Source organism: Colwellia sp. BRX8-4 (assembly GCF_014077345.1).
In the GTDB taxonomy this organism is placed as follows: Bacteria; Pseudomonadota; Gammaproteobacteria; order Enterobacterales; family Alteromonadaceae; genus Colwellia_A.
This window is the reverse complement of sequence record NZ_JACGVS010000030.1, coordinates 1-22,389: the sequence shown is the minus strand read 5'-3', so window position 1 is coordinate 22,389 and position 22,389 is coordinate 1. Positions and strand designations below refer to the sequence as shown.

Sequence of the window (22,389 nt, the reverse complement as noted above, 5' to 3'; positions counted from 1 at the left end):
ATAGTGTAATTTGTTTCCTATATAAGATTAATAACTTACTTACAGATACATTATTTCCATATGAAAGCTAATACACTATTTTCTTCTTCACAAAGTCAAAGTAACTTACTTGATGGTATAGCTGTTTTTGTCCAAGTTGTGCAAAGCAAAAGTTTTGTCAATGCCGCTGAAAAAATGCAGCACTCTACGTCTTATATCAGCAAGGAGGTTAGTAAGCTAGAAACCCGTTTAGGCGTCCGCTTGCTACACCGCACGACCCGAACTTTAAGTTTAACATCGGAAGGCGAAGTCTATTATCAGCAATGCCAACAGATCATTGAAGATGCTTTACACGTTGAAAATAGCCTTTCTGGACGCCAGCAAATACCGCAAGGTCGATTAAAGTTAAGCTGTCCTATTGGTATAGGTGTTTCTCGTATTCGGCCGATCCTCGCTGAATTTATGGCTAAGTATCCGAAAGTAACCTTAGATATCGACTTAAACGATCATAAAGTTGATTTGATTGCTGATGGCTTTGATATTGTGATAAGAGCCGCTATGCAACTTGAAGACTCAAGCTTAATTAGCCGACGTTTTATGAACTCAACTAGCTTAACACTCGCTTCTCCTGAGTATTTAACACAATATGGTCGACCTAAACATCCCGATGAATTGGTCGATCATCACATGATCAGTTACCGTAACTTAAAAACGCCCGAAACTTGGCAGTACAGCTCCCAGAATGGCCAAGTAACGCAAACACATGTAACCAGTCGAGTATCATGTAATAACTCAGAAATGATGATTTCGTTATGCTTAGCAGGACAAGGTATTATTCGTATGCCATTATTTAATTTACGTGAAGAAGTGGCAACAGGGAAATTAGTCCCCTTGTTTGAAGACTTTATGCCAATAAACATTGGTGTTTACTTGGTTTATCCCAGCAGAAAAAATATGCCCGCTAAAGTGAAATGCTTTATCGACTTTATTGTCGATAAGTTAGGCGATAGTTAACCACAACTACGCTAAATTATTATCCTGAGTAAACATGCCGTTAACTAATGCCAGTTGAGCGAAGTAATAGCTAATCATGATCCAAACACTGGCATAAGGTATTTGATGATAAAACTGATTAAGCCCGATTAATGAATCAGAAAGAATAAAACTGAGCCCACCGATAATTAGCCAAATATTAGCTTTTTGTGAAAGTAAGGTGGTGATCCCCATTAATAGCAGTATGGTCATATAAACCAATACAGGGATAAATAACTCGCCTAAGCCAGCATATATGACCAAAAACACGCCAACGCCATAGATACAATAGAGCCCAATAAGTGGTAAACGTTTACTGATAATAGGCTTGGCTACTAAGGGCTTTAAGCTAAAGATGTAAAAAAGATGAGCTACTAAGAAAGCCGCTAAACCGAGTACAAACCAATTTACTCGGTCATAATCTAAAAAGAAATCGCCAAAAATAGAGAAAACCAAACCGATCATAAATAACTTATGAGCGCGTTCTTTAGTACCTCTACTGTTTTGCCATGAAAAATGCAATAACACTAAAATCGGCAAAATTTTTACTAACCAGCTCAGCGGATAAGGCTTAAAAAAAATACTGACCATAAAGCCACAGGCAGTAAGTAAAAATAAAAGTAAATGGGATCGGGCCATTGCTGTCATCTTCTTTGTATAAACCTTTGTTATAAACCTTCGCTAAAAATCACTATCTACTTAAAAATAGAAAATAAGTTATCATTTAGCTCGAGATAATATCGCTAAACTAGTGGTCGCTATTTATTAGCACAGACAAAAAAGGGAGTATACCCTACGCCCTTTTTTAGCTGTTCGGCTTTTAAATGGCTTAAACTCTTTCAATAATTAAGGCTATGCCCTGGCCGACACCAATACACATGGTACACAGTGCATAACGCTTATTGGTACGTTGTAGTTGTCGAGCCGCAGACGTTATTAAACGCGCACCACTCATGCCCAAAGGATGCCCTAAGGCTATGGCGCCACCTTGTGGGTTAATACGCGGATCGTCATCTTGTAAACCTAATTCGCGAATACAAGCTAAAGCTTGTACTGCAAAAGCTTCGTTCAGTTCAATAAGGTCGATATCTTCAAGCGATAAGTTTAAACGTTTTAATAGTTTTTGTGTTGCCGGTACTGGGCCAATCCCCATAATACGTGGCGGTACACCAGTGACAGCCATACCTAGCACTTTAGCAATCGGGGTTAAGTTGTTTTTTTGCACCGATTGACTTGACGCCAATAAGATTGCGGCAGCGCCATCATTAATCCCTGAGGCATTACCCGCGGTAATACTGCCTTTGGCATGAACAAAAGGTTTGAGTGCTAACATTTTTTCTAAGCTTGTTAGGCGAAGATGCTCATCTTGAGAGAAAATAATAGGCTCTTCTTTACCTTTTATAACACTGACAGGCATTATTTCTTCGGCAAAAAATCCAGCTTGTTGGGCACTCGCCGCTTTTTGCTGGCTAGCAAAAGCAAACTTGTCTTGGTCTGCTCGGCTAATGTTAAACTCTTCGGCAAGGTTTTCTGCTGTTTGTGGCATACTTTCAGTACCATAAGCGCTATCGAGTGCTTTGTTAACAAAGCGCCAGCCCATAGTCGTATCGAACATTTCTTGAGTACGCGAAAAATTACTTTCCGCTTTGCCGATCACAAAAGGCGCCCGAGTCATACTTTCAACACCACCGGCAATAATCATTTCAGCTTCACCTGACTTAATCGCCTGCATAGCAATGCCGACAGCATTCAACCCTGAACCACATAAACGGTTTAGCGTTGTTGCGGGTACTTGGTAAGGTAAGCCGGCTAATAACGTTGCCATACGAGCAATATTACGGTTGTCTTCCCCTGCTTGGTTAGCACAACCTAAAATAACATCGTCTACTTGGCTAAAATCTAGAGTTGGATTTCGTGCCATTAATGCTTTTAAGGGTAAGGCGGCTAGGTCATCAGCCCTTATAGTCGCTAGCGAGCCGCCATAACGGCCAATGGGAGTTCTAATTGCATCACAAATAAAGACTTCATTTTGTCCGCTGTTTTCAGTTTTTGTTGAAAAGGCACTCATGTATATATTCTCTTTTGAGTTTATCGGTGCTTCGATCTAACTGACCTCAGCATAATCATAAGCGCCATGATAAGCACTTTTTACTTTAACTATTTTTTCTTTACCGGTAAAAGCATAAGAAATCGCTGACAACGCCAAGTCTATTCACCCTCTTTTTTCTGAAAATCCCGATTTATTAATAAAATCACCGAAGAGATTGATCATATCCAGTTAACCTTGATTGACTCACAAAAGCCTTGTGACAGGCCTGTTATTCCAGCTCATTCAGTTGAAAACTACAAAAACGTCTTTGCTATCTGACAAGACTATTATCTGACAATACAACCATCAACTTACTGCGAAAAAGCTTGGCTTATTGCTCAGCAACCTTCAATTTATATTGCGAAATGACAAATCATGCCCTTTATCAATCGAGCACCTTGTGATGCACTCGATAAATTAAAAGTGGTTATGGTCGATGAATCAATAAGGTTTTAGCCACCTGTGAATATCAAACTATTGAATACGCTTGGTAATAAGTCTTTACTGGCATTGGTGCTTCAATACTCCCTGATTGGCAAGCAATCTTAGAAACTGAAGCGACCGTATAAATACCGGTAGAAAATAATAAATTAATAAAAGAAAATTGTCGCTCTGCTCCAGTGAGTTAAATTTACTTTATCGCTTAAATAAAGTCTAAACTGATATCGGTACAGCCTTTGCCACAATAAACACCCGGAGTACTTTTATCTTCAGGGACAATTAAACGCAGTATACTGCCGCAAGTTTCACATTTCATTTCACGGCCCGCCATCACTTTTTTAATCAATGCTTTTTGATCGTTAAATGACTTTGCACTGCTTTTTTTTAATAGGTTAAACTGTGTTATATCAAGCATAAAGCTGCCTTATTAATGCTAAATAGCCTTCAGCATCTGGGTAATAGTCAATGGATCTGCACTTTTATTAATATAAGAGCGCTAAATTAAACAGCGGCGCAATAAAACCCGTCATATTGACCACCTAACGGCTCAGCGCTTGAAATCAATAAATTTTGGTAGGAACTAATATTTTCATAACTGGCGCCAACAAAAGGATAAGCGGTAATTTCCCAAGGAAAATCATCATTGCCTTCATAAGGACAAAAAGAGAGTTTTTGATTGTTTTCTAAAAGTAACTGACCAAATTTCAAAGCGGCTTCTTCGTTAGGAAATATCACTGAAAACTCAATTTCACGGGCTTGGTTTAAATCATCACCATCAATCATCATTTGCCATAAGGCATCACCAACATTGTCTTGTGGAAATAGGGCTAAATCACGGTTCATTATTTTTCATCTTATCTTTGTAGGCATTAATTCGCTATTTTATCTGATGAAAAACATAATACCAATTCAGTTAGCGATTATTTTTGGTAAACTAGCGATATAACTTACCAACGAATCACTCACCTTGAATATAGCCTTGCATAAATTTGAGCTTCATATCGATGTTAATACAGAAAATAGCAGCATTATTGGCGAACTTAACCAAGCATGCTCATTAAGTAATGCTCAATTAAAACAGGCTATTCAACGAGGTGCGTTATGGTTAACCCGTGGTAAAAGCACACAGCGTTTGCGACGCATCAAAAAGCCATTACAAGTAACCGATACCCTACACTTTTATTATGACGAACAAGTATTAAGCCAACAGCCTAATGAAGCGTTATTAATTAATGACGATGTTGATTATAGCGTATGGTATAAACCTTACGGTATGTTATCTCAAGGTTCAAAGTGGAGTGATCACTGCACGATTGCCCGTTGGGCTCAAACACATTTATCCCCTGAGCGCCCCGCATTTATTGTTCACCGTTTAGATAGAGCAGCCACCGGATTAATTCTAATTGCCCATAGTAAAAAAGCAGCGCGCGCATTAAGTGCGATGTTTGAAAAACATGACTTAGAGAAAATTTATCATATTATTATTCACGGCGATCATCGTTTACGACCACAACCTGACACATTAACCTGTGATGTCGATGGTAAAAGCGCCAGCAGCCATTTTAGCCATCTTGCTTATAATGAAAAAAATAACACCTCGTTGGTGCAAGTTATTATTGATACGGGGAGAAAACACCAAATAAGAAGTCATGCTGCAAGTATTAATATGCCGGTGGTTGGCGATAGATTACACGGGGAAGTTGGCGACGCCAGCATTGAAGAAAGTATTAACTTACAGCTGTGCGCCGTGGCACTTAATTTTATTTGCCCGCTAACCGCAGAGCAGAGGTCGTTTAAAGTGCCTGAACATTTAATGCCCTCATTAAATGCTCTTGGCTAAGTGTTGTTTATGAACAGTAATTAAAATCACTATCATTAAGCAGAGCTAATTTATCACCAACAATTTCAGCCGCATCAAGTTTAGCTAACAGATCAAAACCGATTTGACGTTGCTCTAGTGTCAACGCTAAATAAGGTAATCTAAAGTTAGCTTGAACGGCACCTGTCATCATTAACGTGGTATTTATGGCAATAGGGTTAGGCTCACAAAACAACCATTTCATCAGGCTTTGTAAACGTTCATTTAGTTCGTCATCTTCACTGTCCATTAATGTTCTCATTAGGCCCGGTACTAGATTCGAGGTTACAGAAATAACACCGTGAGAGCCAAATTGGTGGCGACCAACATAACATTCATCATCATTACCTGACCAACAAGCAATACCTTGTTTTTCATAATAAGCAATACGGTCATTGCCGCCACATTCTTTCACACCAATAAAGTTTTTATGCTTTGACAAAGGTTCGATCAAATCAGGCGTAAGGTCTTGGCCCGTTCTTCCTGGTACGTTATAGATAAACGCAGGACCAATATCTAAGACTTTGTTAAAATGCGCGGCAACACCCGCCATTGAGGTTCGCCCGTAATAAGGATTAATTTGCAATGCTGCATCCATACCCATGGCAAACCCATTTTGTGTGGCTTTAATTGCCTCACGGGTATTATTACTACCGGTATTACCAACAATAATAAGTTTGTCACTATATTGATGAACGGTATGAGCGATTAACATTAAATGCTCTTCCCAACTTAATAAGTGTCCTTCACCTGTAGTACCACCGACAACAATACCGTCAACACCCGCCGCTATTTGCTTTGCAACCAGCTTGTCATAAGTAACAAGGTCAATTTCACCCTGTGCGTTGTAAGGGGTTTTTATCGCAGTAATTAAACTTGCTGCCTTTATATTTTTCATTTTTTCTCAACTACATATTAGGTAAAAGGGTAATTTTTCTTATTTTTGAAGAATAACTGAATTTAACAATGACCGATTTTATCAACAACTCGGCGCAGGATAAACACTTCATTACTAACAATGTGCTGATATTTGAAAATTTGACTGTCTAAGGCTAAAACTTTATAAGCCTGATAGTTATTTTCATCATTTAAATCGGCTCGATAATGCTCACCGTCAACAACTTCTTCTTGTGTGATAGTAAAGTGAATATCTCCCACTAATCCCCAATCGCCTAACTCAATAATTTGGCTAACAATTTCGCCCTGAGACGTTTGTTCAACAAAAGAAAATTCAAAACTACCATCAAGGCAAAGCTCAGCATACTCAACAAGTTGGTGACCGACGTCGTTCATTTCCATACGATACCAACGGCCGGCTAATAATGCTCGGTTATATTGTTCACTCACTTAAAACACGCCTTAATAACTCTGTCAGATATAAATACTATTGTGCATTATTTTCACCGACAACCAAATAAAAAAAACCACAACATTGATTGTTGTGGTTAAATAAAGCGCTTGACGTTTTATTAAAAATTAGTTTTTTAATACCTTAATGCTGCCATTGACACTTTCTAAATTAATCGTAATATCGCCGCTGCCGACTGTCCCAGATAAGTGACGACCACTAAACATTTTTTTCTCACTTGAAAGCCCAAATGCCGTGTCGATACTACCGTGCATGGTTTCGGCATTAATCGTGGCATTGAGCTCACCAGGCATATAAAGTTTAATACTGCCGTTGACCGTTGTTAGCTCCACGCTGTCGATGTTGTTACCAACTTGCTGGTAGGTCGCATTAATACTGCCATTAACTGAATTTAATTCAAGGTTTGCAGCTAAGCCTTGCACACTAATAGTACCATTGACTGTATTCGCTTTTATGTCACCTCGTACTTTATCAATCACCAATGAACCGTTTACTAATTCAATATCGGTTAATGCCGCGCCAAACGGAACCATTACAATATAATCAACTTTGCCAGAGCTATTATTATGCCCCCAAGATGATTGTTTTTGGTATATAGTTTCAACACTAACGCCACTAGAACTTTCAGAAAAATCAAGGTTTATACGGTCTCTATCAGTTTGATTTTCCGCGGTCACTGTTGCTGTTATTCTAATTTCATCGTTACTCCAACCTTGAATATCAACACCACCATTTATATTAGCTAAACGTAAACTTGTTTGTTCATTAACAACAAATGATTTTTCAATGGTATCTTTAACCTCTGCATATACGGTGCTAATACTAGCAAGTGATAAAATTGTGGCTAAAGTAAGTTGTTTCTTAAATGACTGTTTCATGAAATTTCCTTGAGTTTTATTAACTATTTTAATGACTATAATGGTTAAGTACACAATGGCATTGAAAAGGTTTAAATTTTATTTTACTTTTTTAAATGACCTTTCCTGCTCTTAATAACTAACAACAATTCAACTTTTACAGTAACCTAACGGTAATTTTTACCTATTAACAGGATTTATAAATGACCATCGCTAACGTGCACTTACTTCTTACTGGCAATGAATTGATGACGGGAGATATTGTCGACAGTAATTCAGCAATGATCGCTCAACAATGTAAAGCCATTGGCATAAAAATTAGTCGAAAAGTGACCTTAGCTGACGATCTTGATTTACTTGCAAAGGAAATAGAACACTTAACAAAAGATGCCGATGTATTAATTATTAATGGCGGGCTTGGTCCAACAACAGATGATTTAACCGCGCAAGCATTAGCGATGGCGTCACAACGCTTTTTAAAGCAACATCCTATAGCATTGGCCCACCTAAAAACCTGGTGTGAACAACGTAATGCTCATTTAGGTAAGGCTAATTTAAAGCAAGCCCTGCTGCCGGAAAATTGTAATATTATTGCCAACCGAGTAGGCAGCGCAGTAGGTTTTTCCTTAACACTGAATGATTGCCAAATTTTTTGTACGCCGGGGGTCCCTAGTGAACTTAACATAATGCTTGATGAAGTAATCATTCCTGAATTGGCCTCACAATCTAACTTCACTGCGGAAATGGATATTACTCGCTTACAATTATTTGGTATTGGCGAGTCAACCCTTCAGTCAATGTTGGTAAAAAACTTTCCCGATTGGCCTAAAGAAGTTGAAGTCGGTTTTCGTGCATCTTCGCCATTAATAGAATTAAAGTTAACCGTTGAAAAAAATGAGCATTTATCAATAAAAATCGATCTTATTCAAAAAATTAAAACCTTATTAAATGATCACATCATTGAAGAGATTAAAGATAAACCTTATTCTTTAGCCGAACTAGTATTGCAGTTATGCCAACAAAAAAATCTTAAAATAACAACAGCAGAGTCTTGTACCGGCGGTTTAATCGCCAGCGAAATAACCAAAGTTTCAGGGTCATCATCTTCGTTTGAGGCTGGCTTTGTAACTTACTCAAATAATATGAAAAGCAAACTATTGCATGTTAATGAAAATATACTTGAACAACATGGCGCGGTTAGTGAACAGACAGTAATAGCGATGGCAGAAGGTGCATTAGCCATAGCAGGAGCTGATTTAGTTATTGCCGTTTCAGGTATAGCTGGCCCAACGGGTGGCAGTAAAGAAAAACCCGTTGGCTCAGTTTGGATAGCTTGGGGTAATAAAGATAAAATACACACCAAATATTTTTGTATAAAGGCAAATAGGGAAAACTTTCAACGTACGGTAGCAGCAAGATCTCTTGATTTAATAAGACGGTTATTAATTGAGAGTAGTCAAACACCACTTTATTTTTAATATATAGCCTTAATATGTTGTATGCATGTTAACGTTAGGTATTAACTATAATAATATTGAAAGAAATGTCATTTTTATTGCGCCATAAATCAAATCTTTATATATTTATAGGCAGAATAAACTAGAATAGAATTATAAAGCTGCATATTCGTTATTTGGGTAACTAATATTGCTAGACGTTTGAGTAGAAATAGGAGCATATTTTGATAGAAAAAAACTTCATCACGAGTGGTCGTAATACCATTATCCATAAGATGAGAAAATTTGATTTATTGATTATAAATGGCGGTCACCCTGTAGTGATTGTAAGTAACCGTGGTATAGGTATTTACAAAGGTGAAGTTCCAAATAAGAAAGCTGACGCTAAGAAAGCCTATCAAGATGTTGTTGATGTTAGTGCAACAGACGTTTTTGGAGAGAATAAAACATTAATTTTTATACAAGCATTAGATAACAAAGAATATAAAATTGATTATTCAAAAGTAAATACTGGCTCTTTCATTAAAATTCACCAGGAAAACTACATTTAATCGATATTTTAAGTGGTAATATTGGAGTAAATCTAGCGTGACTCAAGCAAGCTTAGTAACAAATAAAAAAAATAATATTGACCTTGTTTTGCAACCGGTTAAAGATGATACACAGGTAACAGAAGCCAGCGTCCATGAACTAATAGAAAATTCTGAATTTAAAGATTTATATGTTGATAATGGTAATATAAAAAATGCCATCGCCGAACTTAATAGTGTCCTAAAACCCCTTCAAACGAATAAATCTGGCCGAGAAATTAGTTATCAAGTGCTTGAGCGCAGAGACGCGACTATTTCAATTACCATTGATAAAGATGAAATGTCTGCAACAGCTGAGATTTCAACAGCGCTTGGTGGTAAACATTTAACCGCTAAGGCCATTCTCAACTCTGCTCAAGAAGCTGGTGTTAGCAAAGGTTTTACCAAAGAGCAATTATTAAAACTTGCTCATCAAGCCGCGAAAGAACCTGCTGGCTCTATAATTACCGGCGAAATTGCCCACGGTAAAATTGCCATTAATGGTAAAAATTCAAAAATAAAATGGTTAGTGCAAAGCGCCCAAGATAGAATTTTACGTCCTAAAGATCGCGAAGATGGAAGTGTCGATATGCGCGATTTAGGTGACATAATTTGTGTGAAAGTTGGCGATCCGCTCGCGAAAAAAATTATGCTTACCGAAGGTGTTAAAGGTTTTACTGTGACTGGCTCTGCCCTAGATCCTTTACCAGGAGATGACATCACGCTAACCGCTGGCGAAGGTACAACAATAAGCCCTAAGAATGATAAAGTCTTAATCTCGACACTGGTCGGCTTACCAAGAATTATTGATAACGGCATGGAAGTTGATCCGGTTTATCGCATAAAAAATGTTGATATCAGTACTGGGCATATCAAATTTGAAGGCAGTGTTATTATTGATGGTGATATTTGTGAGGGTATGAAAGTAACGGCAACCGGCGATATCACAATTGGTGGTTTTGTTGAGTCAGCAACCTTAGAAGCTGGTGGTGACATTACTATTGGTAGTGGCATTATTGGTAAAAAACAAGACGTTGAAGGTCAATCTCTCGATAATATTAAAATGAGTGCTTATATATCTGCTAAAGGTGATATTTTCGCAAAATATGCTCAATATGCTGAAATATCTTGTCACTCCTTACGTATTGAAAACCAAATGATGCACAGCATTATTGATGTTGAAGAGACACTTTGGTTAGGCACTGAAGAAAAAGCTAATGGTAAGCTTATCGCTGGTTACATAAAAGCGGGAAAATCTGTTCATGCCGGTATTGTAGGCGCAACAGCAGGAAGCAGCACCATTATAAGCTTTTCCAAAAAAGTGGATCTAATGAAAGAACAGTTAGAAGACATTGAATTTAAATTAAAAGTTGATTCTGATAAATCAACAGAATTACAATTAGCCGTTAATAAACTCAAAAAGTTGCCTACCGATAAAGTAAACCCTGAGATGCTCAGTAAACTGGTTTCTACTTATAAGTTTCATGCTCATCGCGTAGGTGAGATCCTTAACGAAAAAGAAGCTTTTGAAGAGCAAATACAAACCTATATGGCAAGTGTCTATATAGAAGCAACAGAGAAACTTTATCACGGTGTACAAATGATTGTTGGCGACTTCCAAGATAGATCTCGCCGTGAATATGGACCAACTAAGGTGAATTATAAAGAAAGAAAAATTCATTTTAATCCTATCGTTAATACATAGAATATTACTGAACATTTTCCATCAATATCATTTTAGTTACATTAGGAAAACGATGAAAATTAATACTCTTGCTTTAATTGCAACGAGCTTAATTGCTGGTACAGCTTCAGCACAGCAATGCGATATAAACTTTAATCATGGTGTGGTAATCAACCCTTCTCATGTACGTATTTTGAAAGAAAGCCAAACCTACGTTCAGATTAATAATGATCAACAATTATTTATTCGTGGGCGTGAGATAGCCCTCAATAAAGAACAAAGACAATTACTCACGCAATACAGCCAAGGCATTCGTAAACAAATCCCTGAAATAGTGGCGATAGCGATTGAAGGTGTTGATATTGATTTAAAAGCAGTAAACAAAGTTATTGCGGGTTTAACGGGTGAAAATAGCGCCTCACATCAAAAAATTCAAGAGCGCTTCGATGAGATGCAATACCGTTTAAGAGAACGTTTTAACCATAGCGATACTAATTATTATATTGCTTCGCAAGATTTTGCTGATTTTGATGAAATTTTTGCTGGCGCCTTTGAACAAGAAATTGAAAGTATCGTAACCGAATCAATTGGCACTATTTTAATGGCCGTTGGTGAAGCAATGACCACCAACGAAGCAAGCAGTAGTGAACAGCGCGTAGAAACCTTTGACCAACGTATCAAAGGTATGGAAAAGGATTTGCAGCTTGACATTGAACCCCGCGCACAAGAAGTTAAATTAAAAGCGGCGCAGTTTTGTAAAAGCTTAAAGAAGTTAGATCAACTAGAGTCGAAGTTACAGCAAAGTATCACTGCACTGAGTGAATTTGATTTGATACAGACAAAGTAATTCCGTTGCTCCCAAAGAGCAACGTCATAGTGAACAAAGTGCCAACCTGAACATAACACCGTCATCATCAACACAACGCCGTCATCCTTAGACAGGCACCGTCATCCTGAACATAACGCCGTCATCCTGAACTTGTTTCAGGATCTGTACTTGTAACAACAAAGACCAGATACTGAAATGAATTCAGCATGACGACAAAAGGACTAAATGATCACGACTCCCTGATGTCATCACTGTTATCACAACGCCATCATCCTGAACACAAGCACCATCATCCTGAGACAGGCGCCGTCATCCTGAACTTGTTTCAGGATCTGTACTTACAACCACAAAAACCAGATACTGAAATGAATTCAGCATGACGACAAAAGGACTTAACGATCATCGACTCCCTGATACCATCACTGTCATTCTGAACACAACGCCATCATCCTAAAACAAGCACAATCACCTGAACACAACTCCGTCATCCTGAAACAAGCACCGTCATCCTGAACTTGTTTCAGGATCTGTACTTACAACAACAAAAACCAGATACTGAAATGAATTCAGCATGACGACTAAAGGACTAAACGCTCACCGACTCCCTGATACCATCACTGTCATTCTGAACACAACGCCATCATCCTAAAACAAGCACACACAACTCATCATCCTGAGACAAGCACAATCACCTGAACGCAACACCGTCATCCTGAACTTGTTTCAGGATCTGTACTTACAACCACAAAAACCAGATACTGAAATGAATTCAGCATGACGACTAAAGGACTTAACGATCATCGACTCCCTGATACCATCACTGTCATTCTGAACACAACGCCATCATCCTAAAACAAGCACAATCACCTGAACACAAACGCCATCATCCTAAAACAAGCACAATCACCTGAACACAACTCCGTCATCCTGAAACAGGCACCGTCATCCTGAACTTGTTTCAGGATCTGTACTTGCAACCACAAAAACCAGATACTGAAATGAATTCAGCATGACGACTAAAGGACTAAACGCTCACCGACTCTCTGAAACCATCACTATCATCAACACAACGACTTAATCCTAAACATAAAAAAACCTGCATCAGCAGGTTTTTATAATTAAAATCGCACAAATAGTAACTTACATATTTGGATAATTCGGACCACCGGTGCCTTCTGGTGTCACCCAAGTTATATTTTGGCTTGGGTCTTTAATATCACAGGTTTTACAGTGAATACAGTTTTGTGCATTGATCACTAATTTATCACCCTGCTCTGTCGATTCAATTTCGTATACGCCAGCCGGACAATAACGCTGAGCAGGCTCTGCATATTTAGCTAAATTAACCGTAATAGGAACATCGACGTCAGTCAGTCTTAAGTGACAAGGTTGTTCTTCTTCATGGTTAGTATTTGACAAAAATACTGAGGTTAATTTATCAAAACTCAGTTTATTATCTGGTTTTGGATAATTGATAACAGCCGACTCCGAGGCTAATTTAAGCTGGTCATGGTCAAGCGTGTCGTCCTTGAGGTTAAACGGTAATTTACCGTTAAATAGGTTTTGATCTATGGTGTTATAAGCACCACCCAAGGTCATACCAAATTTATGCATCGCCGGACCAAAATTGCGAGAGCTATAAAGTTCGTCATATAACCAAGAGTCTTTAAACCTTTCAGTATAATCAGCAAGGTCTTTACCGCCTTCATCACCGGAAACGATCACTTGAAAAATACTCTCAGCGGCTAACATACCCGATTTCATTGCAGTATGATTACCTTTGATTTTAGCAAAGTTTATCGTTCCAGCATCACAACCAACGATAATACCACCTGGCATTGTCATTTTAGGTAATGAGTTAAAACCACCCTTTGCCATCGCTCGTGCTCCATAAGAAACACGTTTACCGCCTTCAAGGTACTGACTAATTTTTGGATGATGTTTATAACGTTGAAATTCATCAAATGGACTTAAATGCGGGTTGCTATAATTTAAATCTACAATAAGACCTACAAATACTTGATTATTTTCTGCATGGTATAAATAGCCACCACCCGTTGCGCCTTGATCTAATGGCCAACCAGCCGTATGTACTACGAGACCTTCTTGGTGCTTAGCGGGATCAATGTCCCAAATTTCTTTAAAACCTAAACCGTAATGCTGTGGAGAGACACCTTCATCTAAATTAAATTTACTGATCAGTTCTTTACCTAAGTGACCACGGCAACCTTCAGCAAAAACAGTATACTTAGCGCGAAGTTCCATTCCAGGAACAAACGAATCTTTTTCTTTACCGTTAACATCTAGACCCATGTCACCGGTAATAATACCCGCAACACTACCATCATCGTTATAAAGTACTTCATGTGCAGGGAAACCAGGAAAAATTTCAACCCCTAACTCTTCCGCTTGCTCTGCTAACCAACGACATACGTTACCCATGCTAACAATATAGTTTCCATCGTTATGCATAGTTTTTGGTACAGATATGTTAGGTAATTTTATCGCGTTGCTTTCGCTGTTAAGTAAGTAAAGATCATCGCCGGTAACTTTTGTATTCAGTGGCGCGCCTTTTTCTTGCCAATCTGGGAATAATTCATTTAGCGCTCTTGGCTCAAAAACAGCCCCCGATAAAATATGTGCTCCAACTTCTGAGCCTTTTTCAACAACGCAGACTAAGAGTTCTTGATCTTTTTCTTTTGCTAACTGCATCAAACGACAAGCTGTTGCTAAGCCAGACGGACCAGCACCAACAATAACAACGTCAAAATCCATCGATTCGCGTTCCATAAATTTCCCCAAAAAATATTCATTTAAATAAAATCAAACACTCGTTTGATTTTCAAACACCTGTTTGATAATATCACTCATTATAGATATTTTGTTGATAAATACTATCTTCTATTGAAAGATATTGCGACAAAAGCTATTTAAGCTCAATTTATCGAGACAAGCACCGTATTACGTTGACGTTCACGTAGTCTAGTATTAGTCTGTCGAGCAATAATGAGAAATACTTGCTAATGTTAGTTTAATTAATCAAACCTTAGCTTTACACTATAAATACAAACACAACAAACGCAATCAGAGGCTACGATGAAAGTATTAGTACCTATTAAACGTGTAATTGACTATAACGTCAAAGTTCGCGTAAAAGCAGACAATTCAAATGTTGATCTTGCTAATGTAAAAATGGCAATTAACCCTTTTTGTGAAATCGCTGTAGAAGAAGCGGTTCGTTTAAAAGAAGCTGGCGTTGCCACTGAAGTTATTGTGGTATCCGTTGGTGACAAATCTTGCCAAGAACAATTAAGAACGGCTTTAGCATTAGGCGCAGACCGCGCTATTCAAATCGAAACTGATGAGAAGTTAGACGCTCTTAATATCGCCAAACTTTTACAAAAGATTGTTGAAGAAGAACAGCCACAATTGGTTATTCTAGGTAAGCAATCTATCGACAGTGATAATAATCAAACAGGTCAAATGCTCGCTGCCTTAACAGGTATGCCGCAAGGTACTTTCGCATCAGTGGTAAAAGTTGAAGGCGATAAAGTTAATGTAACACGTGAAGTTGATAGCGGCTTACAAACTGTATCACTTAACCTACCTGCAATTGTTACTACCGATTTGCGTTTAAATGAACCTCGTTATGCTTCATTACCTAATATCATGAAAGCAAAGCGTAAACCATTAGTGGTAAAACCCGCTGCAGATTTTGGCATTGATTTAAGCCCACGTTCAAAATTAATAAAAGTTGTACCACCTGCAACACGTAAAGCCGGTATTATTGTTGATGGTGTAGATACATTAATTGAAAAACTGAAAAATGAAGCGAAGGTGATTTCATGAGTATTTTAGTATTTGCTGAACATGATAACAGCACATTAAAAGCTGACACGCTTAAAACAGTTGCTGCAGCTCAAGCAATTGGTGGTGACATTCATATATTAGTTGCTGGTAGTAATTGTCAGAGTGTTGCACAAGAAGCCGCTAAAGTTAACGGTGTAAGTAAAGTGCTTGTTGCTGATAATCCAGCTTATGAACATCAGTTAGCTGAAAACATTAGCTTATTGGTAACAGAACTTGCTGCTGATTACGAACACGTCTTAGCAACAGCTTTAACAACAGGTAAGAACTTTATGCCTCGCGTTGCCGCTTTATTAGATGTTGCACAAATATCAGATATTATTGCTGTAGAAAGTAGTGATACTTTTGTTCGTCCTATTTATGCAGGTAATGCTATTGCCACAGTGCAAAGCTTAGACAGTAAAAAAATAATTACAGTTCGTCCTACGGGATTTGACCCAGTTGCCACTGATGGTAGTGCTGAAATTGTAACAGTAGACTCAGTAACAGACGCTGGAATTTCAACGCATGTAAATGATGAACTTTCTGTATCAGAACGTCCTGACTTAGGCGCAGCAAGTATCGTTATTTCAGGTGGTCGTGGCATGCAAAACGGCGATAACTTCAAGTTACTTGAAGGTATTGCAGATAAGCTTGGCGCTGCTATTGGTGCTTCACGTGCCGCTGTAGATGCTGGCTTTGTACCTAATGACATGCAAGTCGGTCAAACAGGTAAAATTGTAGCTCCTGACCTATACATAGCTGTAGGTATAAGTGGTGCAATACAGCATTTAGCTGGTATGAAAGATTCTAAAATCATTGTTGCGATCAACAAGGATGCCGAAGCGCCTATTTTCCAAGTAGCTGATTACGGTATTGTTGGTGATTTATTTGAAGTATTACCAGAGCTTGAAGGTAAACTGTAAACTATAACGTTTTCAGACTTATTTTCTAGGTATAATAAAGCCACTTTAATAGTGGCTTTATTTTTATCTTTTATTTAACCACTCAGTCAATTAACACTCGGGTACCACATCATGAAAAATAAACTTTCTAGTCTTAGCGATCTTGCTGGTGCATTTGGTAGAGAGAGTGCTACAGCTGAGCATTCGGCCAAACAGCAACCAGCCGATAGTTCATTAGTATATTCAACAGATAGTGGCCGTATCAAACAAGACAATAACGCCCAAACAATAACAGCCAGTGATGGCTTTGCTAAAGTTAGGCGTGAAACTAAAGGCAGAAAAGGTAAAGGTGTCATCACCATTAGCGGATTAGGCTTAGATGCAAAAGCGCTAAAAGAGCTTGCTACAAAATTGAAGAAAACCTGTGGCACCGGTGGCAGTGTTGTCGGTGAAGTCATCGAAGTGCAAGGCGATAAAAGAGAGCAAATAAAACAGGTCCTTGAGAGCAATGGCTTTAAGGTAAAGTTTGTTGGCGGCTAGTCAGCAAACATCTAACAGGCTAACTTATATCGTACTTTCGTAATTTCATTGCTATTTTATTGTGTGAAACTTTTAACCGCTCTGCTAGTTTCCTCGTTGTTGGGTAAAGCGGATACAAGGTTTTAAGCAAATCGCCTTCAAATTTTTCTTGAGCACTATTCCAGTCCGACCATTGAGGCTGCTCAGCAAAATTTTCACCATCGCTAGCAGAACCAGCAATATTATGACTTATCGGTAAATCGACTGCTGAAAATTGTGATAACGCACCATCAATATCAGACTTTTCAATAACACCGCTATCATTAAGGGCTACCGCTCTAAATAAAATATTTTGTAACTGGCGAATATTACCTGGCCATTGGCATATCTTAAGGGCCGCAAGTGCTTGCTCTGTTAAAGTAGGTACTTTTCGTGCAACTTGAAGCGCCGCCATTTTAATAAAGTGTGCCGCTAATAAAATAATATCATCGGGTCGTTCACGCAGTGGAGGTATCGACAAATTCAATACATTTAGGCGATAGAATAGGTCTTCTCTAAATAATTGTCGTTCAATCTGTTGTGGTAAGTGTTGGTGACTGGCACTGATTATACGCACATTCGCCGTTAACTCTTTCGTGCCACCTAGGCGACGATATTTATAATCCTGTAAGAATCGTAATAACTTAGCTTGTAAATATACTGACATTTCTGCAATTTCATCTAAAAAGATAGTCCCTGTTTCTGCCAGTTCAAATAGCCCAGGTTTCCCCCCTTTTTGAGCCCCGGTAAAAGCACCTGGCGCATAGCCAAACAGTTCACTTTCCAATAAGTTTTCGGGTAATGCTGCACAATTCAGCGCTAAAAAAGGCGCGTCGGCACGTCGACTGGCATTATGCAAAGCACGAGCTAATAACTCTTTACCTGTACCTGTTTCACCACTGATAAGTACCGGTAATTCTAATTCTGAAAACCTGAGTGTTTGAGACTTTAAGAGTCTAATAGCTGAGTTCTCACCAATAATATTATCAAATTCAGCTTGCTCTCGACTCTGTATTAATGCGATATGCTGACCAACGCGATTCATTGAACGTAAGGTGAGAATAACGCCTGATGAACTATGTTCTGAAAATATTGGCGTGATATCAGCTAAATAGGAGTGTTCGAGGAATGAGAGTGAAAAATTACTCATTGAAGAATTAAGCATGTCTTGAAAAGACTGATCTATATATTGATCGATATGCTGTCCCTCAATTTTTATAACTAAATCTTTTAATAACGACTGAGCGGCCGTATTAATAATAACAATAATACCATTTTGGTCGATATCCAGTATAGGGTCTGGAATAGTGTCTAATAAGGTTTTTAAATGTGCCTCACGTCTTTGTGTCGGTAATAAGTCGACAGATAAACAATGAACTATGTCATCGCGGTGCGACAGAGAATTTTGCACGTCAGACAATGCTAATTCATTGGACATAAAGTGGACATAAATAAAGTGACTAACCACTTCAAGTGAACGTATATTCCAACGATTATCAGCAAAAATAGCCAAGATTTCTTGGCTTATACCAATACGATCTTTTACTTTAATTTCAATTCTCATCAGTTTATCTCAATGTTTCAAAGTCATATTGTAATAGATTAATTACAATGTATTAATTATATTACAGAATAACTGATAAGCGAACGATTTGTAATAATTTAATTACAAATCAATAGGCCTACACACCAACAATCACATAACACATTGATATAATTACCTTATATATTGCTGGCTCTTTTTTTGCAAACATAAAAACAAACGGATCAATATAAAAGAAATTAGCGGCGCAACCTATAAAAAATAACAAAGTGCGCCGCTAATTTTCTTCATCGAAATGCTTATTAAAGAGAAGATTTATGAAAAATAGTAAATATGTTGAAACACAAGCAATCCATTCAGGGCGTATTAACGATGAGCAATTTGGCTCTTTAGCAACTCCGCTCTACCAAACGTCTACTTTCATTTTTGAAAACGCTAAACAAGGCGCCGACCGTTTTGCGGGTGAAGCTGAAGGATATATCTATGGACGATTAGGTAACCCTACAGTAAGACAATTAGAAATGCGTGTTGCTGCCATGGAAGAAATGGAAGATGCCGCTGCCACAGCAACAGGCATGGCAGCTGTTTCTGGCGCCTTATTAGCTAATTTGCAATGTGGTGATCATATTATTTCATCTAGTGCCTTGTATGGCTGTTCATATGCATTGATCAGTCATATGCTAACCAAATTCGGCATTGAAGTTTCATTTGTTGATATGAAAGTGCCTGAAAATATTGAAAAAGCGATAAAACCAAATACTAAAGTTATATTCCTAGAAACACCAATAAACCCAAATTTAGTAGTTTTAGATTTAGCACGTATTTTAGCGATATCAAAAAAACACAGTATTCTATCAATCGTTGACAATACTTTCTTAACCCCTGTTTTACAGCAACCTGGAAAATTTGGTGCGGATATCGTTGTTCACAGTGCAACTAAGTATCTAAATGGTCATGGTGATGTGGTAGCAGGTATTATCTGTAGTAATGCTGAAATGATAGAACACATCAAATTAACTGCACTTAAAGATATTGGCGCAACAATGAGCCCTCATGATGCATGGTTAATTATGAGAGGATTAAAAACCTTACCATTGCGTATGGAACGCCACTGTTCAAATGCACAAACAATCGCTGAGTTTTTAGAAAGTCACCCAATGATAGCTAAAGTTTATTACCCTGGCCTTAAATCGCATGACGGTTATAAATTTATTGGTACGCAAATGAAAGCGGCTGGTGGAGTTATCGCTTTTGAATTAAATGCAGACTTAAAAGGTGGCGAAGAGTTTATAAATCGGATGAGTTTATTTTCAATCGCAGTAAGCCTAGGAGATGCAGAGTCTCTTATTCAGCACCCTGCTTCGATGACTCATTCACCTTATACACCAGAAGAGAGAGTAGCGGCAGGTATCAGTGATAGTTTAATTCGAATATCTGTTGGTTTAGAACACGTAAATGATTTACTTGACGATCTGAAGCAATCGTTAGATCAAATAGAAAACCGCCAAGAGCAAGTTGCCTAACTTAGCGGTTTATAACGAGTAAGTATAATTACCCGTAAAGTATTAATCCTGCGTTATAATTTTAGTTAGCGCAGGCAGTACTTTTTCTTTTAACAAGGTTAATTCACTGTCTGTATAAGCCTTCATTGCAAACTCACCCCAAACAGGCTTCGGCCAAGCAATATCATCCGCAAAGCGAACAATGTGATGGACATGAAGTTGTGGACAAATATTACCTAATGCCGCTACATTCATTTTTGTGCCATTAAATAACTGCATTAAGATTTCACTTAACAAACTTGATTCATTGAGAAACTGCTGTTGTTGCTGCCAATCAAGTTGATAAATATCTTGAATATCATCGACCCTAGGTACTAAAACAAACCACGGATAATTACTATCATTCATTAGTAATAGTGTTGACAGTGGTAACTCAAGTAACTCAATGGTGTCACGTTGTAATAGCGCATGAAGTTGAAATGTATTAGACATATAGACTCTCTTAACGTTTATTTTTACGACCGCGACCGCGGGCAGTTTTCTTAGCTTCTCTAGCCGCTACTTTTTTAGCCTCAAGTTCGATAAAATGTAGTGTTTCAATTTCTATCATATCAGGTGTTTCAAAAGTAATGCCGCCCAGGGTATTATCACGGATCTCATTGATTAATATTGCTGCGGCTTTATGATAATCAATACGTCCCCCTGATTTAACACAGCCGCGTCTACGACCTATTTCTTCAAGTAACTCTACTTCGGTTTGTGGCGTATCGTCAAATTGATAACGTTCTTTTAATCGTTGTGGGTAATGCGCTAATAAATATTCACCGGCAAACGAAGCAATATCTTCATGGTCAAAGGCGGTATCTTTAACTGCGCTGGTAATCGCTAATCGATAGCCACTGTTTTCATTAACAATTTTTGGCCACAACATACCTGGGGTATCATATAAGTAAAGACCTTCGTCTAAACGAATTCGCTGCTGACCTTTAGTCACAGCAGGCTCATTACCCACTTTAGCTTTTGCTTTTCCAACAAGAGTATTTAATAAAGTAGATTTACCTACGTTAGGGATACCCATGATAACAACGTTGATCTGTTTACCCGTTTCATTTTTACTGGGTACTAATTTACGAATAAGACTAGGGAGTGTCTTCGCTACAGAAGGGTTATCTGTGGTTAGAGCAATTGCTTTGACATTTTTTTGAGACTCTAAATATTCTAGCCAAATTTTTGTTTTAGCAGGATCGGCAAGATCTGACTTATTGAGAATTTTAATAAGGGGGATATCACCTCTGATCTCAGTGATCATCGGATTTTCACTGCTAAACGGCAATCTAGCGTCACACACTTCTATGACCACATCTATTTGTGGAAGAATTTCTTTTATTTCTTTTTGGGCTTTATGCATATGCCCAGGGAACCAATTAATAGCCATAACAACACTAAGTAATTTATTAATGTGTAGATTTTAGCAAGTTACGCATTGATACACACGTTACATTGAAAATAAATATGATATTACAAGCATCGCCAGTTATAAGATAAGCTTTTGAGCTGAAAGATATGAAATTTAACATGCGTTAGTAGCAAGTTTACAAAGACTTAAATACAAAAAACGTTTCGTTTATAACAAGCATGCTTATTAAAAGCCAGACTTCCTTTTTATCAGTGCATGCTAGTTAGCGAATCTTGACTTTTTTTAACGTCAGAAAGCAAAAAACCCGACTCTTTCGAATCGGGTTTTTCTAATTAGGAGCCTAGCAATGTCCTACTCTCACATGGGAACTCCCACACTACCATCGGCGCTACTGCGTTTCACTTCTGAGTTCGGAATGGGATCAGGTGGTGCCACAGTGCTATTGTCGCTAGAC

At 38.1% G+C, this 22,389-nt stretch carries 21 protein-coding genes and 1 rRNA gene; 10 read left to right on the top strand and 12 right to left on the bottom strand.

What is annotated here, in order from left to right:
• The first annotated feature begins 60 nt into the window (after positions 1 to 60).
• Positions 61 to 993 carry a LysR family transcriptional regulator gene (locus H4J56_RS17785; RefSeq protein ID WP_182217868.1) on the top strand — a complete coding sequence of 311 codons (933 nt, stop codon included), beginning with the start codon at positions 61 to 63 and terminating at the stop codon, positions 991 to 993.
• Between the two features lie 6 nt (positions 994 to 999).
• On the opposite strand, the gene H4J56_RS17780 is transcribed toward H4J56_RS17785, so the two are convergent.
• The 4 genes from H4J56_RS17780 to H4J56_RS17765 form a co-directional block, all read right to left on the bottom strand.
• Positions 1,000 to 1,650, bottom strand: a complete 651-nt coding sequence (locus H4J56_RS17780) for a lysoplasmalogenase (protein WP_182259690.1) — start codon at positions 1,648 to 1,650, stop codon at positions 1,000 to 1,002.
• 190 nt (positions 1,651 to 1,840) lie between these two features.
• Entirely contained in the window at positions 1,841 to 3,079 is a 1,239-nt protein-coding gene (gene pcaF / locus H4J56_RS17775) for a 3-oxoadipyl-CoA thiolase (RefSeq protein ID WP_182204376.1), read from the bottom strand.
• Positions 3,080 to 3,743: 664 nt separating this feature from the next.
• Positions 3,744 to 3,956 (bottom strand): hypothetical protein, encoded by a 213-nt coding sequence (locus H4J56_RS17770; RefSeq protein WP_182259689.1) that lies wholly within the window; start codon positions 3,954 to 3,956, stop codon positions 3,744 to 3,746.
• 86 nt (positions 3,957 to 4,042) lie between these two features.
• Positions 4,043 to 4,384, bottom strand: coding sequence for a ribonuclease E inhibitor RraB (locus H4J56_RS17765; RefSeq protein ID WP_070374451.1), 342 nt, complete (start codon positions 4,382 to 4,384; stop codon positions 4,043 to 4,045).
• Between the two features lie 124 nt (positions 4,385 to 4,508).
• On the opposite strand from H4J56_RS17765, the gene H4J56_RS17760 reads away from it, so the two are divergent.
• A complete protein-coding gene (locus tag H4J56_RS17760) occupies positions 4,509 to 5,381 on the top strand; it encodes an RluA family pseudouridine synthase (protein WP_182217863.1) in 873 nt (290 codons plus the stop codon).
• Between the two features lie 7 nt (positions 5,382 to 5,388).
• Here H4J56_RS17760 and dapA read toward each other — a convergent pair whose 3' ends face one another.
• The 3 genes from dapA to H4J56_RS17745 form a co-directional block, all read right to left on the bottom strand.
• The gene (gene dapA, locus H4J56_RS17755) at positions 5,389 to 6,297 is read right to left on the bottom strand and encodes a 4-hydroxy-tetrahydrodipicolinate synthase (RefSeq protein ID WP_182217862.1); all 909 of its coding nucleotides are present in this window, start codon (positions 6,295 to 6,297) and stop codon (positions 5,389 to 5,391) included.
• Positions 6,298 to 6,359: 62 nt separating this feature from the next.
• Positions 6,360 to 6,746 carry a hypothetical protein gene (locus H4J56_RS17750; RefSeq protein WP_070374454.1) on the bottom strand — a complete coding sequence of 129 codons (387 nt, stop codon included), beginning with the start codon at positions 6,744 to 6,746 and terminating at the stop codon, positions 6,360 to 6,362.
• A 129-nt stretch (positions 6,747 to 6,875) separates the two neighbouring features.
• Positions 6,876 to 7,646 (bottom strand): DUF4097 family beta strand repeat-containing protein, encoded by a 771-nt coding sequence (locus H4J56_RS17745; protein ID WP_182217860.1) that lies wholly within the window; start codon positions 7,644 to 7,646, stop codon positions 6,876 to 6,878.
• A gap of 182 nt (positions 7,647 to 7,828) precedes the next feature.
• Here H4J56_RS17745 and H4J56_RS17740 point away from each other — a divergent pair, with 182 nt between their 5' ends.
• The 4 genes from H4J56_RS17740 to H4J56_RS17725 all read left to right on the top strand — a co-directional run bounded on the left by H4J56_RS17740 (position 7,829) and on the right by H4J56_RS17725 (position 12,182).
• On the top strand, positions 7,829 to 9,103 hold the full coding sequence (locus tag H4J56_RS17740) for a CinA family nicotinamide mononucleotide deamidase-related protein (RefSeq protein ID WP_182217858.1): 1,275 nt from the start codon (positions 7,829 to 7,831) through the stop codon (positions 9,101 to 9,103).
• A 203-nt stretch (positions 9,104 to 9,306) separates the two neighbouring features.
• Complete coding sequence (locus H4J56_RS17735; RefSeq protein ID WP_146800730.1) at positions 9,307 to 9,633, top strand: hypothetical protein; 327 nt, start codon at positions 9,307 to 9,309, stop codon at positions 9,631 to 9,633.
• Between the two features lie 37 nt (positions 9,634 to 9,670).
• Positions 9,671 to 11,356, top strand: a complete 1,686-nt coding sequence (locus tag H4J56_RS17730; protein ID WP_182222817.1) for a DUF342 domain-containing protein — start codon at positions 9,671 to 9,673, stop codon at positions 11,354 to 11,356.
• 52 nt (positions 11,357 to 11,408) lie between these two features.
• Positions 11,409 to 12,182 carry a DUF2884 family protein gene (locus H4J56_RS17725; RefSeq protein ID WP_182259688.1) on the top strand — a complete coding sequence of 258 codons (774 nt, stop codon included), beginning with the start codon at positions 11,409 to 11,411 and terminating at the stop codon, positions 12,180 to 12,182.
• Between the two features lie 1,122 nt (positions 12,183 to 13,304).
• Here the strand turns inward: H4J56_RS17725 and H4J56_RS17720 are convergent.
• Positions 13,305 to 14,954 (bottom strand): electron transfer flavoprotein-ubiquinone oxidoreductase, encoded by a 1,650-nt coding sequence (locus tag H4J56_RS17720; RefSeq protein ID WP_070374460.1) that lies wholly within the window; start codon positions 14,952 to 14,954, stop codon positions 13,305 to 13,307.
• A gap of 306 nt (positions 14,955 to 15,260) precedes the next feature.
• Here H4J56_RS17720 and H4J56_RS17715 point away from each other — a divergent pair, with 306 nt between their 5' ends.
• From H4J56_RS17715 to H4J56_RS17705, 3 genes are all read left to right on the top strand, one after another.
• Entirely contained in the window at positions 15,261 to 16,013 is a 753-nt protein-coding gene (locus H4J56_RS17715) for an electron transfer flavoprotein subunit beta/FixA family protein (RefSeq protein ID WP_070374461.1), read from the top strand.
• Complete coding sequence (locus H4J56_RS17710; RefSeq protein WP_182218571.1) at positions 16,010 to 16,936, top strand: electron transfer flavoprotein subunit alpha/FixB family protein; 927 nt, start codon at positions 16,010 to 16,012, stop codon at positions 16,934 to 16,936. The genes H4J56_RS17715 and H4J56_RS17710 overlap by 4 nt, the downstream gene beginning before the upstream one ends.
• A 111-nt stretch (positions 16,937 to 17,047) precedes the next feature.
• A complete protein-coding gene (locus tag H4J56_RS17705; protein WP_182243803.1) occupies positions 17,048 to 17,455 on the top strand; it encodes a translation initiation factor in 408 nt (135 codons plus the stop codon).
• A 19-nt stretch (positions 17,456 to 17,474) separates the two neighbouring features.
• On the opposite strand, the gene H4J56_RS17700 is transcribed toward H4J56_RS17705, so the two are convergent.
• The gene (locus H4J56_RS17700; protein ID WP_182251513.1) at positions 17,475 to 19,037 is read right to left on the bottom strand and encodes a sigma 54-interacting transcriptional regulator; all 1,563 of its coding nucleotides are present in this window, start codon (positions 19,035 to 19,037) and stop codon (positions 17,475 to 17,477) included.
• 296 nt (positions 19,038 to 19,333) lie between these two features.
• Between H4J56_RS17700 and megL the strand changes: the two genes are divergently transcribed.
• On the top strand, positions 19,334 to 20,539 hold the full coding sequence (megL, locus tag H4J56_RS17695) for a methionine gamma-lyase (protein ID WP_070374463.1): 1,206 nt from the start codon (positions 19,334 to 19,336) through the stop codon (positions 20,537 to 20,539).
• Between the two features lie 42 nt (positions 20,540 to 20,581).
• On the opposite strand, the gene H4J56_RS17690 is transcribed toward megL, so the two are convergent.
• The 3 genes from H4J56_RS17690 to rrf all read right to left on the bottom strand — a co-directional run bounded on the left by H4J56_RS17690 (position 20,582) and on the right by rrf (position 22,388).
• Positions 20,582 to 21,010 carry an HIT domain-containing protein gene (locus tag H4J56_RS17690; protein ID WP_182222813.1) on the bottom strand — a complete coding sequence of 143 codons (429 nt, stop codon included), beginning with the start codon at positions 21,008 to 21,010 and terminating at the stop codon, positions 20,582 to 20,584.
• 10 nt (positions 21,011 to 21,020) lie between these two features.
• Positions 21,021 to 21,953: a ribosome biogenesis GTPase YlqF gene (ylqF, locus tag H4J56_RS17685; protein WP_070374465.1), complete on the bottom strand. Its 933-nt coding sequence runs from the start codon at positions 21,951 to 21,953 to the stop codon at positions 21,021 to 21,023.
• A 320-nt stretch (positions 21,954 to 22,273) separates the two neighbouring features.
• Positions 22,274 to 22,388: ribosomal RNA gene (gene rrf / locus H4J56_RS17680) — 5S ribosomal RNA — on the bottom strand.
• Position 22,389: the final 1 nt, after the last annotated feature.